The organism is Variovorax endophyticus (genome assembly GCF_025376855.1).
Classification (GTDB): Bacteria; Pseudomonadota; Gammaproteobacteria; order Burkholderiales; family Burkholderiaceae_C; genus Variovorax.
Genome location: NZ_JAHUTH010000045.1, coordinates 25,175 through 38,488, shown reverse-complemented (window position 1 = coordinate 38,488; position 13,314 = coordinate 25,175). Strand labels below are relative to the sequence as shown.

The 13,314-nt window shown below is 69.6% G+C and carries 13 protein-coding genes and 1 tRNA gene; 9 read left to right on the top strand and 5 right to left on the bottom strand.

Going from position 1 to position 13,314, the window contains the following annotated elements; genetic code table 11:
* Positions 1-62: 62 nt before the first annotated feature.
* Genes rpoZ through KV106_RS37130 form a run of 3 tightly spaced genes read right to left on the bottom strand, consistent with a single transcriptional unit; the run spans position 63 to position 1,861 of the window.
* Positions 63-266 (bottom strand): DNA-directed RNA polymerase subunit omega, encoded by a 204-nt coding sequence (rpoZ, locus tag KV106_RS37140; protein ID WP_057595157.1) that lies wholly within the window; start codon positions 264-266, stop codon positions 63-65.
* A gap of 30 nt (positions 267-296) precedes the next feature.
* Positions 297-917, bottom strand: coding sequence for a guanylate kinase (gmk, locus tag KV106_RS37135; protein WP_057595158.1), 621 nt, complete (start codon positions 915-917; stop codon positions 297-299).
* A 20-nt stretch (positions 918-937) separates the two neighbouring features.
* On the bottom strand, positions 938-1,861 hold the full coding sequence (locus KV106_RS37130) for a YicC/YloC family endoribonuclease (protein ID WP_261216980.1): 924 nt from the start codon (positions 1,859-1,861) through the stop codon (positions 938-940).
* 91 nt (positions 1,862-1,952) lie between these two features.
* Here KV106_RS37130 and KV106_RS37125 point away from each other — a divergent pair, with 91 nt between their 5' ends.
* From KV106_RS37125 to paoC, 9 genes are all read left to right on the top strand, one after another.
* Complete coding sequence (locus KV106_RS37125; protein ID WP_057595160.1) at positions 1,953-2,960, top strand: serine/threonine protein kinase; 1,008 nt, start codon at positions 1,953-1,955, stop codon at positions 2,958-2,960.
* 49 nt (positions 2,961-3,009) lie between these two features.
* Positions 3,010-3,921, top strand: coding sequence for a PP2C family protein-serine/threonine phosphatase (locus KV106_RS37120; RefSeq protein WP_057595161.1), 912 nt, complete (start codon positions 3,010-3,012; stop codon positions 3,919-3,921).
* A 66-nt stretch (positions 3,922-3,987) separates the two neighbouring features.
* Positions 3,988-4,719, top strand: a complete 732-nt coding sequence (gene rph / locus KV106_RS37115; RefSeq protein WP_093341137.1) for a ribonuclease PH — start codon at positions 3,988-3,990, stop codon at positions 4,717-4,719.
* 52 nt (positions 4,720-4,771) lie between these two features.
* Positions 4,772-5,371 carry an RdgB/HAM1 family non-canonical purine NTP pyrophosphatase gene (gene rdgB / locus KV106_RS37110; RefSeq protein ID WP_057595164.1) on the top strand — a complete coding sequence of 200 codons (600 nt, stop codon included), beginning with the start codon at positions 4,772-4,774 and terminating at the stop codon, positions 5,369-5,371.
* A complete protein-coding gene (hemW, locus tag KV106_RS37105; protein WP_409976598.1) occupies positions 5,362-6,636 on the top strand; it encodes a radical SAM family heme chaperone HemW in 1,275 nt (424 codons plus the stop codon). The genes rdgB and hemW overlap by 10 nt, the downstream gene beginning before the upstream one ends.
* A 35-nt stretch (positions 6,637-6,671) precedes the next feature.
* Positions 6,672-6,759: transfer RNA gene (locus KV106_RS37100), tRNA-Ser, on the top strand.
* A 418-nt stretch (positions 6,760-7,177) separates the two neighbouring features.
* Entirely contained in the window at positions 7,178-7,822 is a 645-nt protein-coding gene (gene paoA / locus KV106_RS37095; RefSeq protein WP_261216976.1) for an aldehyde dehydrogenase iron-sulfur subunit PaoA, read from the top strand.
* Positions 7,819-8,769, top strand: a complete 951-nt coding sequence (locus KV106_RS37090) for an FAD binding domain-containing protein (RefSeq protein ID WP_261216974.1) — start codon at positions 7,819-7,821, stop codon at positions 8,767-8,769. The genes paoA and KV106_RS37090 overlap by 4 nt, the downstream gene beginning before the upstream one ends.
* A gap of 5 nt (positions 8,770-8,774) precedes the next feature.
* Entirely contained in the window at positions 8,775-10,985 is a 2,211-nt protein-coding gene (paoC, locus tag KV106_RS37085; protein WP_261216972.1) for an aldehyde oxidoreductase molybdenum-binding subunit PaoC, read from the top strand.
* Between the two features lie 6 nt (positions 10,986-10,991).
* Here paoC and KV106_RS37080 read toward each other — a convergent pair whose 3' ends face one another.
* Together KV106_RS37080 and KV106_RS37075 are read right to left on the bottom strand one after the other, a co-directional pair.
* The gene (locus KV106_RS37080) at positions 10,992-12,083 is read right to left on the bottom strand and encodes an agmatine deiminase family protein (protein ID WP_261216971.1); all 1,092 of its coding nucleotides are present in this window, start codon (positions 12,081-12,083) and stop codon (positions 10,992-10,994) included.
* Between the two features lie 28 nt (positions 12,084-12,111).
* Positions 12,112-13,272 carry an agmatine deiminase family protein gene (locus tag KV106_RS37075; RefSeq protein WP_314733667.1) on the bottom strand — a complete coding sequence of 387 codons (1,161 nt, stop codon included), beginning with the start codon at positions 13,270-13,272 and terminating at the stop codon, positions 12,112-12,114.
* Positions 13,273-13,314: the final 42 nt, after the last annotated feature.

Sequence of the window (13,314 nt, the reverse complement as noted above, 5' to 3'; positions counted from 1 at the left end):
TGATCAGGCGTAAAAAAAGCACCGCGTCGCGGTGCTTTTCCGTTGCAAGCCTGCGTCAGCAATCAGCCGGGAACCTTCTTGAGCATTTCCAGGCCGATCTTGCCTTCGGCGATCTCGCGCAGCGCGGTCACGGCCGGCTTGTTCTTGCTTTCGATCTTCGGGGCATGGCCCTGGCTCAGCATGCGCGCGCGGTAGGTCGCGGCGAGCACGAGCTGGAAGCGGTTGGGGATCTGCTGCAGGCAGTCTTCGACGGTGATGCGGGCCATGATGGAATCTTTCGGTCGGTGAGCGAGGAATCAGGGGATGTTCAGGGCGGCGAAAGTGTCGGCACGCGCGCGTCGCTGTGCGGAATACCGGAGCCGCTGAGCGTGGACGATCGCCTTGAGATCGAACAGTGCGCGCTCAAATAACTCGTTGATTATAACGAAATCGAATTTCCCGGCCTGCGCCATCTCTTCGGCGGCGTTCTGCAGCCGCAGTTCGATGACCGCGGCGCTGTCCTCGCCCCGGCGTTCCAACCGCGAGCGCAACTCTTCCCAGCTCGGCGGCAGGATGAAGATCATCACCGCGTTCGCGAAGGCCTTGCGGATCTGCAGCGCGCCCTGGAAGTCGATCTCGAGGATCACGTCGGCGCCCTGGGCGATGCGCTCCTCGATCGCCTTCTTGGAGGTGCCGTAGCGCTGCCCGTGCACGTGGGCCCATTCGACGAAGGCGTCCGAGGCCACCATGGCGTCGAACTCCGAGGTCGAGGCGAAGAAATATTCGCGGCCGTGCTTTTCCTGCCCGCGCGGCGAGCGCGTCGTGTGCGACACGGAGGGCTGCACCGCCGAGTCGAGCTCCATCAGGGCCTTCACGAGGCTCGACTTGCCGGCCCCGCTCGGTGCCGCAACCACGAAGATGTTGCCGGGATAGTCCATGCTTTCCTTCACTCGCTCGCTCACTCGATGTTCTGGACCTGCTCGCGCATCTGCTCGATCAGCACCTTCATGTCCACGCCGATGCGCGTGAGTTCCAGCGCCGCCGACTTGGAGCCCAGCGTGTTGGCCTCGCGATGCAGCTCCTGGATCAGGAAGTCGAGCCGCTTGCCGATCTCGCCGCCCTTCTTGAGCAGCCGCTCGATCTCGTCGAGATGCGAGTTCAGCCGCGTCAGCTCCTCGGCCACGTCGATGCGGATCGCGAACGCGGTCGCCTCGGTCAGCGCGCGGTCCTGCGCCGCCTCGGGCAGCGTGCCGCCGCCGTTGGCGCCCAGGCCCATGGCCTCCTGCCAGCGCTCGAGGAAACGGGTGCGCTGCTGTTCGACCAGCTGCGGCACCAGCGGTCCGGCCTGGGCGACCAGCTCGCGCAGTTGCCCCAGGTGGGCCTCGAGCATCTTGGCCAGCCGCGCGCCTTCGCGCTGGCGTGCCGACACCAGGGCATCGAGCGCCTTGCCGGCCACCTCGAGCAGGTCGGCGCCCCAGTCGCCGCGCGGCGCGCTGTCGCTGCCGGCCAGCCGCAGCACGTCGGCCACGCTGAGTTCGCGCGCGCCGGGCAGCCAGGCCTTGATGCCGTCCTGCACGCCGTTGAGCCGCTGCAGCAGCTTGACGGAGGGCTCCGCCACGCCGCCCTGGGCATTGCTTTCGATGGCCGCGCGCAGCTCGACCTTGCCGCGCTTGAGGCGGCCGGTCAGCAGTTCGCGCAGGGCGGTCTCGTGCTGGCGCAGCTCTTCGGGGAGCTTGAAGGTGAGGTCGAGGAAGCGGCTGTTGACCGAGCGGATTTCGACCCCGAGCCGGCCCGCGGCGGAGGGCCGCGCGTCGGCTTCGGCGTGGCTGCCCGAGGGGCCGTTTTGGCCGCTGGCATAGCCGGTCATGCTGTAAACTGGCATTGCGCCTCTCTGTGGTTCTGCTTGCATGCACCGAGGCACCGGCACGGCGTTCGCTTGCCGCACCATCGCCTTCGGGCGAAACTCCCGGATTATGTCAAAGGTCAAGCCGTCACCTCTGCCGCCCGATACGACCATCGGCGGCTACCGCATCGTTCGCAGGTTGTCGGCGGGCGGTTTCGGGGTGGTGTACCTGGCGATCGACCCCAGCGGCCAGCAGGTCGCGGTCAAGGAGTATCTCCCTTCTTCGCTCGCCACCCGCGGCCCCGGCGAACTCGCCCCGCAGGTGCCGGCCGAGAAGCTCTCGCTGTACCGCCTCGGCCTCAAGAGCTTCTTCGAGGAAGGCCGCTCGCTCGCGCAGATCTCGCATGCCTCGGTGGTCAGCGTGCTCAACTTCTTCCGCGAGAACGAGACCGTCTACATGGTCATGAACTACCTGGAGGGCGCGACCCTGCAGGACTTCGTGGTCACCGCGCGCGACCTCAAGCGGCAGAAGGTGTTCCGCGAATCGACGATCCGCTCGCTGTTCGACGAGATCCTGCGCGGCCTGCGCATCGTGCACCAGTACAAGATGCTGCACCTCGACATCAAGCCCGCCAACATCTTCGTCACCGACGACGACCGGGCCGTGCTGATCGACTTCGGCGCCGCGCGCGAGGTGCTCAGCAAGGAAGGCATCTTCATCCGCCCGATGTACACGCCCGGCTTCGCAGCGCCCGAGATGTACCGCCGCGATTCCTCGATGGGCCCCTGGACCGACATCTACGCGATCGGCGCCTGCATCTACGCCTGCATGCAGGGCTACCCGCCCAACGACGCGCCGCGCCGCATCGAGAAGGACCGCCTCAGCCTCTCGCTGTCGCGCCTGCGCGGCGTCTATTCCGACAACCTCATCGAGGTGGTCGAGTGGTGCATGTCGCTCGATCCGCTCTCGCGCCCGCAGTCCGTGTTCGCGCTGCAGAAGGAACTCAGCCGCGAGGGCGAGCGCCGCTACACCAAGCTCACCGTGGGCGAGAAGGTGCGCCTGTCGATCGACAACATCCGCTCCTTCGACAAGAAGAGCGCGCCCCGCGCGGCGGCACCGACGACCCGCCCGGCATGACGACGCAGCGCATCGCCTCCCCGATCCTTGCCCGCCTGGAAACGCGGCCATGAAGTTCTCCGTCTTCCAGGTCAGCCGCAAGGGCGGCCGCGTCAAGAACGAAGACCGCATGGGCTACTGCTACACGCGCGAATCGGGCCTGTTCGTGCTGGCCGACGGCATGGGCGGCCATCCCGAGGGCGAGGTGGCCGCGCAGATCGCGCTGCAGACCGTGGCCGCGCTCTACCAGCGCGAGGCGCGCCCGATGGTGAAGGACCCCAAGGCCTTCCTCGCCGAATCGGCGATGGCCGCACACCAGCAGATCATGCGCTACGCCAGCAGCAAGGCGATGCTCGACACCCCGCGCACCACCGTGGTCGCAGCCGTGCTGCAGGCCGGCATGGCCACCTGGATGCATTGCGGCGACTCGCGCCTGTACGTCGTGCGCGACGGCCGCCTGCTGGTGCGCACGCTCGACCATTCGCATGCCGAGCGCCCGCGCCACCGCGGCGTGTCCGAGTCCTCGCCCGCCAACCGCAACCTGCTGCTCACCTGCCTCGGCTCGCCCACCACGCCGCTGTTCGACGTGTCGGCCCCGCTGGCGCTGCAGCGCGGCGACCGCATCATGCTGTGCTCCGACGGCGTCTGGGGCGTGCTCGACGACGCGCTCATCGTCCATACCCTGTCGTCCGGCAAGCCCGTGTCCGATGCCGCCCCCGACCTCGCCGAGATGGCGCTGCGCAAGGGCGGCTCGCACAGCGACAACGTGACGCTGATCGCGCTCGAATGGGAAATGCCCGACGCGCCCGGCGAGGAGCCCGGCATCTCCACCGACAGCATCAGCGACGGCGTGTTCGCCTCGACCATCCAGGCCGGCATGCTCGCCGACGACGAGATCGAGGACCTCGACGAGGACGCCATCGAGCGTTCGATCGCCGAGATCAACGAAGCCATCCGGCGTTCGGCGGCCCGCAAGACCTGAATCGTTCCGCGCCTTCCCGTTCGAGGGCGCGCCCGTGTTTTTCCCTTCCTTTTTCTTCATCAGACCATGACAGCTTTCACCCGTAGCGGCGGCCGCGCCGCCGACCAGTTGCGCCCCGTGCGCATCACGCGCGGCTTCACCATCCACGCCGAAGGCTCGGTGCTGATCGAGTTCGGCCAGACCCGCGTGCTGTGCACCGCCTCGGTCGAGGAGAAGGTGCCGCCGCACAAGAAGGGCAGCGGCGAAGGCTGGGTCACGGCCGAGTACGGCATGCTGCCGCGCGCCACCCACACCCGCAGCAGTCGCGAGGCCGCCAAGGGCAAGCAGACCGGCCGCACGCAGGAAATCCAGCGCCTCATCGGCCGCTCGATGCGCGCCGTGTTCGACCTCGCCGCGCTCGGCGAACGCACCATCCACCTCGACTGCGACGTGCTGCAGGCCGATGGCGGCACCCGCACCGCCGCCATCACCGGCGCCTTCGTCGCCGCGCAGGATGCCGTCAACAAACTGATCGCCGCCGGCACGCTGGCCGCTTCGCCGATCAAGGGCCATGTGGCCGCCATCTCGGTGGGCATCGTCGGCGGCACGCCGCTGCTCGACCTCGAGTACACCGAGGACTCCGCCTGCGACACCGACATGAACGTCGTCATGACCGGCGCCGGCCACTTCGTCGAAGTGCAGGGCACGGCCGAGGGCGTGGCCTTCACACGCGAGGAGATGAACCTGCTGCTGGGCCTGGCCGAGAAGGGCATCGGCGAACTCGTCGTCCTGCAGCAGCAGGCCCTGCAGTCGAAGTAGCAGCCATGAACCGCGGCCCGCAGAAGGCCGCCGTCGTTATTCCTTTCCACGTATGAAACTCGTCCTGGCTTCCAACAACGCCGGCAAACTGGCCGAACTGCAGCAGCTCTTCGCCGAACTCGACGTCACGCTCGTGCGGCAGTCGGAGCTCGGCGTGAGCGAGGCCGAGGAGCCGTTCCGCACCTTCGTCGAGAACGCGCTGACCAAGGCGCGCCACGCCAGCGCCTCCACCGGCCTGCCCGCCATCGCCGACGACGCCGGCCTGTGCGTCGATGCCTTCGGCGGCCTGCCGGGCGTCGACACCGCCTACTACGCCACCCAGTTCGGCTATCCCAAGGGCGATGCCAACAACGTGAAGGCGCTGCTCGAGCAACTGGCCGGACAGGCCAATCGCCGCGCCGCGCTCGTCAGCACCCTGGTCGCGCTGCGCCGCCACGACGACCCCGAGCCGCTGATCGCGGTGGGCCGCGTGGCCGGCGAGATCGCGCCGGCGCCGGTCGGCGACAACGGCTTCGGCTTCGATCCCGTGATGTACCTGCCCGCCTTCGGCAAGACCTTCGCCCAGCTCACGCCCGAGGTGAAGAACGCCCACAGCCACCGCGGCCAGGCCGCGCGCGCCATGCTGGCGCTGATGCGCGAGCGATGGCTGTGAGCGCTCCCTCGTCCGTCGTTCCCATCCAGCCCGCGGCGCCGGCCGGCGCGCCGCACGCCAACGACGTGCTGCACTGGATGCGCCCCGGCCCGCTGCAGCTGACGGCGCTGCCGCCGCTCACGCTGTACATCCACCTGCCGTGGTGCCTGCGCAAGTGCCCGTACTGCGACTTCAATTCCCACGAGTGGCGCGCCACGAGCACCGCCGAGGCCGACGGCATGCCCGAGTCCGCGTACATCGACGCGCTCATTGCCGACCTCGATGCCGCGCTGCCGCTGATCTGGGGCCGTGGCGTGCAGGCCATCTTCATCGGCGGCGGCACCCCGAGCCTCTTCTCGCCCCAGGCCATCGACCGCCTGCTGGGCGACGTGCGCGCGCGCCTCAAGCTCGCGCCCGACTGCGAGATCACGCTCGAGGCCAACCCCGGCACCTTCGAGCGCGACCGCTTCCGCGCCTACCGCGCGGCCGGCGTCACCCGGCTGTCGCTGGGCGTGCAGAGCTTCAACGACGAGCACCTGAAGGCGCTGGGCCGCGTGCACGACCGCGCCCAGGCGATCGCCGCCGCCGAGGAGGCAGCCGCTTCGTTCGACACCTTCAACCTCGACCTCATGTACGCGCTGCCGGGCCAGTCGCTCGAGCAGCTCGACGCAGACCTCACGCAGGCGCTCGCGCTCGCGCCGCCGCACCTGTCGGTCTACCACCTCACCATCGAGCCGAACACCTGGTTCGCCAAGTTCCCGCCGCAGCTGCCCGAGGACGACATCGCCTACGCCATGCTCGACCGCATCACCGAGCGCACCGGCGCCATCGGCATGTCGCGCTACGAGGTCTCGGCCTATGCGCGGCCCGGCCATACCTGCGCGCACAACCTCAACTACTGGCAGTTCGGCGATTACCTCGGCATCGGCGCCGGTGCCCACAGCAAGCTCAGCTTCGCCCACCGCATCGTGCGCCAGGTGCGCTTTCGCGAACCGCGCCTGTACATGGACAACGCCCGTGCCGGCACCGCCGTCGCGCAGAGCGACGAGGTCGCGCTGGCCGACCTGCCGTTCGAGTTCATGCTGAACGCCATGCGCCTGAAGGCCGGTTTCACGCTGATGCAGTTCGGCGAGCGCACCGGCCTGGCCTTCACCGCGATCCAGCGCGGACTGGAGGAGGCCGAGCGCAAGGGCCTCGTCGAACGCGACCTGAGTCGCGTGTGGCCCACCGAGCGCGGGCTCGATTTCCTCAGCGACCTGCAGACCCTGTTCCTGCCCGAGGACTGAGCACGGGCCGGGCTCGGCATAGAATCGCCGGCTCCGGAGAGTTGGGTGAGTGGTTTAAACCAGCAGTCTTGAAAACTGCCGACGGGCGACCGTCCGTGAGTTCGAATCTCACACTCTCCGCCAGGATCATCCAGGTCCGCTTTTTTGAAAGTCCCGCGCAGCCCATGCGACGGGACTTTTTTCGTTGGGACGCTGGTAGGCGCGACCGAGGCGCTGGCTCGCGGCGTCGGGCGTAGCCACAGCCACTTGTAAGCCCGCCTTCTTACACACGAACGTTCGCATCGCCGCGCACCCGCGCAAGCTCGTCGAATCAGGCAAGAAAACGCGCGAAACGCGCAATCGATTCCGCGAGCGCTTCCCAAGAATGGTGCTTCGCCACGCCCGCACCAGACGGGCAAACGAGCGCAAGCACCCGCCACCCGCGCGCGGCGAGCCACCCACGGGACCCAACAACATCCCTTCTCCTACTGCAATCCCCGATGGCTCGCGCTATCAGCAGTGTTCCCACGCGCATCCGACCCTCCAACCACAGGAGTCCCCCATGGAAAGCCCCACGACCTCGATCACCCGGCGCGATGCTCTCATCGCGACCGCCGCCACCGCCGCGGCAGTCTCGTCCCACCTTCCCGCCGCGGCCGCGCCGGCCGCAGCATCACCATCGCCCACGAACATGCCCTCCACCAGACTCTCGTTGCAGGTCAACGGCCAATCGCATGCGCTCGAACTCGACACGCGCACGACCCTGCTCGATGCACTGCGCGAACACCTGCACCTGACCGGCACCAAGAAGGGCTGCGACCACGGCCAGTGCGGCGCCTGCACCGTGCTGCTCGACGGACGCCGCATCAATTCCTGCCTCACGCTCGCGGTCATGCACGAGGGCGCGCAGGTCACGACCATCGAAGGACTGGGCACGCCGCAGGCGATGCACCCGCTGCAGGCGGCCTTCGTCAAGCACGACGGCTACCAGTGCGGCTACTGCACGCCGGGCCAGATCTGTTCGGCGGTCGGGGCCATCGACGAGGTGCACCGCGGCGTGCCCAGCCACGTGAGCGCCGACCTCACGGCGCGGCCGCTGCTGTCGGCCGACGAACTGCGCGAGCGCATGAGCGGCAACATCTGTCGATGCGGCGCCTACTCGAACATCGTCGACGCCATCACCGAGGTGGCAGGGAGCCGCGCATGAAGCCCTTCACCTACGAGCGCGCGCAGACGCCCGCGCAGGCCGCGGCGGCCGTGGCCGGCCATCCCGGCGCCAAGTTCATCGCGGGCGGCACCAACCTGCTCGACCTGATGAAGCTGCAGATCGAGGCGCCGGTGCACCTGGTCGACGTGAACACATTGAAGCTCGACCGCATCGAGGCGACCACCGACGGTGGCCTGCGCATCGGCGCGCTGGTGCGCAACACCGACCTGGCGGCCGACGAGCGCGTGCGCCGCGACTACGGCGTGCTGTCGCGCGCACTGCTGGCCGGCGCCTCGGGCCAGTTGCGCAACAAGGCGACCACGGCCGGCAACCTGCTGCAGCGCACGCGCTGTCCCTACTTCTACGATACCGACCAGCCCTGCAACAAGCGCCGCCCCGGCAGCGGCTGCAGCGCCATCGGCGGCGTGACGCGGCAGCTCGCGGTGATCGGCGCCAGCCAGGCCTGCATCGCGACCCATCCGAGCGACATGGCAGTGGCGATGCGCGTGCTCGACGCGGCCGTCGAGACCGTGAAGCCCGACGGGCGCACGCGCGTGATCCCGATCGCCGACTTCCACCGGCTGCCCGGCGACACGCCGCACATCGAGACCGCGCTCGAGCGCGACGAGCTGATCACCGGCGTGACGCTGCCGCGGCCCGTGGGCGGCACGCAGGTCTACCGCAAGGTGCGCGACCGCGCCTCCTATGCCTTCGCACTGGTGTCGGTGGCGGCCATCGTGCAGCGCGACGGCACCGGGCGCGTGGCGCTCGGCGGCGTCGCGCACAAGCCATGGCGCATCGAGGCCGCAGAGGCCGCGATGCCGCAGGGCGCGCGCGCGGTGAGCGCACGCCTCATGGCCGATGCGCAGCCGACCCACGAGAACGCATTCAAGTTGCCATTGGCCGAACGCGCGCTCGCGGCGGCCCTGGTGCAGGCGAGGAGCTGAACATCATGAAATTCGACACCCCCGCGACCACCAACGCGATCGACCAGCTCAAGGTCATCGGCCGGCCCACCGACCGCATCGACGGCCCGGTCAAGACCACCGGCAGCGCGCGCTATGCCTACGAACGCCATGCCGAAGTGCCGGGCGCGGCCTACGGCTACGTGATCGGCGCCGGCATCGCCAAGGGCCGCATCGCCTCGATGGACCTGCGCGCCGCGCAGGCCGCGCCCGGCGTGCTGGCGATCGTCACCGCGCGCAATGCCGGCAAGCTCGCCAAGGGCGACTTCAACACCGCCAAGCTGCTGGCCGGCCCCGAGATCGACCACTACCACCAGGCGGTGGCCGTGGTCGTGGCCCAGAGCTTCGAGCAGGCGCGCGCCGCGGCGCAGCTGGTGCGCATCGAGTACACGCGCGCGGCCGGCCGCTTCGACCTCGCGGCCGAGATGGCGTCGGCGAAGCCGCCCAAGGCCAGTGCCTTCTCGGGCGAGCCGGAGACGAAGGTCGGCGATTTCGCGGGCGCCTTCGCCGCGGCGCCGGTGCAGCTCGACGCGACCTACAGCACGCCCGACGAGTCGCACGCGATGATGGAACCGCATGCCTCCATCGCGCAGTGGCAGGGCGACCGGCTCACGATCTGGACCGCCAACCAGATGATCGCCTGGGGCGTCGGCGATGTCGCCAAGACCCTGGGCATCCCGAAGGAGAACGTGCGCCTGGTCTCGCCCTTCATCGGCGGCGGCTTCGGCGGCAAGCTGTTCGTGCGCGCCGATGCGCTGCTCGCCGCGCTGGGCGCGCGCGCCGCGCGTCGGCCCGTGAAGGTGGCGCTGACGCGACCGCTGATGATCAACAACACCACGCACCGGCCCGCGACCGTGCAGCGCATCCGCATCGGTGCCGCGCGCGACGGCCGCATCACCGCCATCGCGCACGAGGGTTGGTCGGGCGACCTCGAGGGCGGCCAGCCCGAGACGGCGGTCAACCAGACCCGGCTGCTGTATGCCGGCGCGAACCGGCTCACGGCCACGCGGCTCGCGGTGCTCGACCTGCCCGAGGGCAACGCGATGCGCGCGCCCGGCGAGGCGCCGGGCCTGATGGCGCTCGAGGTCGCGATGGACGAGATGGCCGAGAAGCTCGGAATCGATCCGATCGCGTTCCGCGTGCTCAACGACACCCAGGTCGATCCCGAGAAGCCCGAGCGCCCGTACTCGCAGCGCAGCCTCATCGAATGCCTGCGCACCGGCGCCGAGCGCTTCGGCTGGAACCGGCGCAACGCGTCGCCGGGGCAACAGCGCGACGGCCGCTGGCTCGTCGGCATGGGCGTGGCCGCGGCCTTCCGCAACAACCTGCTCACGAAGTCGGCCGCGCGCGTGCGGCTCGACAACCGCGGCGTGGTCACGGTGGAAACCGACATGACCGACATCGGCACCGGCTCGTACACCATCATTGCGCAGACCGCCGCCGAGACCATGGGGCTGCCGCTCGACAAGGTGCAGGTGCGGCTCGGCGATTCGGCCTATCCGGCCTCGGCCGGCTCGGGTGGGCAGTGGGGCGCGAACAACTCGACCTCGGGCGTGTTCGCGGCCTGCATGAAGCTGCGCGAGGCGGTGGCGGGCAAGCTGGGCTTCGCGGTGGCCGATACGAGCTTTGCCGACGGCATGGTGCACGCCGGCGAGCGCGCGGTGCCGCTGGCCGAGGCCGCGGGCGCCGAGGGCCTTTCGGCCGAGGACGGCATCGAGTACGGCGACCTCGACAAGAAGTACCAGCAGTCGACCTTCGGCGCGCACTTCGTCGAGGTCGGCGTCGATGCGGTCACCGGCGAGATCCGCGTGCGGCGCATGCTCGCGGTCTGCGCAGCAGGCCGCATCCTCAACCCCAAGGCCGCGCGCAGCCAGGTGATCGGCGCGATGACCATGGGCGTGGGCGGCGCGCTGATGGAGGAACTGGCGGTCGACAAGCGGCACGGCTTCTTCGTCAACCACGACCTCGCGGGCTACGAGGTGCCGGTGCATGCCGACATCCCGCACCAGGACGTGGTCTTCCTCGACGAGACCGACCCGATCTCCTCGCCGATGAAGGCCAAGGGCGTGGGCGAGCTCGGCATGTGCGGCGTCGCGGCCGCGGTCGCCAACGCGGTCTACAACGCGACCGGCATCCGCGTGCGCAGCTATCCGATCACGCTCGACAAGCTGCTCGATCGACTGCCGCCGGTGGCCTGAGGAACTTCAGCGCGGCTGCTGCTGCGTGGTGCAGTGGATGCCGCCGCCGCCCGCGGCGATCGCATCGATGTCGAGCTGCACCACCTCGCGCTTCGGGAACAGCTCGCGCAGCAGTGCGCGGGCGTTGCCGTCGGCGCGCGCATCGCCGAACTGCGGCGCGATGACGGCGCCGTTGCAGACGTAGAAGTTGATGTAGCCGGCCGCGAACTCGTCGCTGTCGTAGGCGTCGCGCACCGAATCCGGCCCTGCGAGCACTTCCACGCGCAGGCGCTGGCCGCGCGCGTCGGTGGCCTGTCGCAGGATCTCGAGGTGGCGCCGGGTCACGGCATGGTCGTAGGAATCGGGGTCGTTCTCCAGGCCCGCCACCACGATGCCCGGTGCCGCGAAGCGCGCATAGAAGTCGGTGTGGCCGTCGGTGATGTCGCGGCCCGCGATGCCGGGCAGCCAGATGATCTTGCGCAGGCCCAGCAGGCGCCGCAGTTCGGCCTCGCAGTCCTCCTTGCGCCAGCCGGGATTGCGGTTGGCGTTGAGCACACAGCTCTCGGTGATCAGCGCCGTGCCCGCGCCGTCGACCTCGATGCCGCCGCCCTCGAGCACCAGCTCCGTGGCCAGCGGCCGTGCCTTGGCGGCACCGCTCACATAGCCCGCCACCTCGGCATCGTCGGCATGTGCCTGCTTGCCGCCCCAGCCGTTGAAGTTGAAGTCGACGCCGCCCCATTCGCCCGCCGCATTGCGCACGAACACCGGCCCGGTGTCGCGCATCCAGAGGTCGTCCACCGGCTGCACCTCGAGCTGCACGCGGTTGCCGCACAGGCGCGCGGCCAGGTCGTGCTCGCGTTCGCGAACCAGCAGGTGCACGGGTTCGAACTCGGCGATGGTGCGCGCGATGCGGGCCAGGTGCTGGCGCACCGGCGCCAGCAGGCGCCGGCCCCAGATCGCCTCGCTCGGGCCGAAGGACATCCAGGTGGCGCGGTGCGGCGCGGCTTCGTCGGGCATCAGCCAGCTGTCGGGCGTGGCGGCGGGCGAGGCGGCGATGCAGCCCAGCGGCGCGAGGCCGAGGGCGCTGGTCAGGCGGCGGCGGGTCATCGAGAAATGCATGTCGGTCTCCTGGCGAAAGCGTTCGGGGTCACGCCGGCTCCTGCTGCGTGGTGCAGTGGATGCCGCCGCCGCCCGCGGCGATGGCATCGATGTCGAGCTGCACGACCTGGTGGCTCGGCAGTTCCGCGGACAGCGCCGCGCGGGCCGCTGCGTCGGCCACCGCATCGCCGAACTCGGGCAGGAACACGGCCTTGTCGGTCAGCAGGAAATTCACGTAGCCGGCCGCGAACTCCTTGCGTGCGTAGGTGGGGCGCACCCGGCCCGGCGTGGCCAGCGTGACGATGCGCAGGGCGCGTCCGCGCGCATCGGTCGCCGTGCGCAGCAGTTCCAGGTGGCGCCGGGTCACGGCATGGTCGAAGGACTCGGGGTCGTTGTCCAGTGCCGCCACCACCACGCCCGGCTTGAGGAAGCGTGCATAGAAGTCGGTATGGCCGTCGGTGATGTCGCGGCCCGCGATGCCGGGCAGCCAGATGATCTTCGTGAGTCCCAGCAGGCGCTGAAGCTCTTTCTCGGCCGCGGCCTTGGTCACGCCCGGGTTGCGGTTCTCGTTGAGCACGCAGCTCTCGGTGACGATGGCCGTGCCTTCCCCGTCGACCTCGATGCCGCCGCCTTCGAGCACCAGGCGGCTGCGCAGCAGCGGCACGCCCGCGAGTTCGGCCATGCGCGCCGCCACCGTGGCGTCGCGCGCATGCGGCTGCTTGCGGCCCCAGCCGTTGAAGTTGAAATTCACGGCGGCCCGCTCGCCGCGGGCGTTGCGCACGAACACGCAACCGGTGTCGCGCGCCCAGAGGTCATCGATCGGGTGTTCGATCAACTGCACGTTGGAGCCGCAGAGCTGGCGTGCCGTGGCCGCATCCTCGGCGTTCACGAGCATCTTCACCGGCTCGTAGACGCTGATCGCATTGGCGATGCGCGCCAGCGCGCGCTGCACCGGCTGGCGCAGTTCGGCGCTCCAGATCGATTCGCGCGCGGCGAACGCCATCCAGACGGCGCGATGGGCACCGCCCTCGTCGGGCATGCGCCAGACGCTGGCGGGTGCAGGGGAAGGCGCGGGCGCGGGAGCGGGCGCCGGCGGCGGAAATGGGAGCGAGGGGCCGCCGGCGCTGCCGCCGCCACCGCCGCAGGCGCTCAGCAGTCCATGGAAGAGGCCCAGGCCACCGAGGCCCAGGAGCGTTCGTCGAGTCGTCATAAGAATCAGGGTTTCTACGGAGTCCCGGATTCTGTAGACGCT